Consider the following 291-nt stretch of genomic DNA (forward strand, 5'->3'; position numbering starts at 1 on the left):
TGCCTTCCAGACCGCCATAGATGGAATAGTCATAGGCGGTGATCTTCACTGTCGCGCGCTGGTCGGGATGGATGAAGGCGATGTCGCGCGGCGAGATCCGGGCTTCGACGAGCAGCTTGTCGTCGAGAGGCACGATCTCCATAAGTTTTCCGTTGGGCGGAATGACCCCGCCGATGGTGGATACCTCGATGTTCTTCACGATGCCCCGCACGGGCGAGCGCAGGGTCAGGCGGGCAAGCGAATCCGACCGCCCCTTCACCACCGGTAGCAGCGAGTTCACGTCGGCATTCG

General features: G+C 61.9%; 1 protein-coding gene. It reads right to left on the reverse strand.

Annotated elements, in window-relative coordinates; translation table 11 throughout:
* On the reverse strand, positions 1-291 hold a 291-nt coding region (locus tag KVS69_RS19320), incomplete at both ends, for an HlyD family efflux transporter periplasmic adaptor subunit (protein WP_217539568.1).

The organism is Stenotrophomonas sp. GbtcB23 (assembly GCF_019091045.1).
Lineage (GTDB): Bacteria > Pseudomonadota > Gammaproteobacteria > Xanthomonadales > Xanthomonadaceae > Stenotrophomonas > Stenotrophomonas rhizophila_A.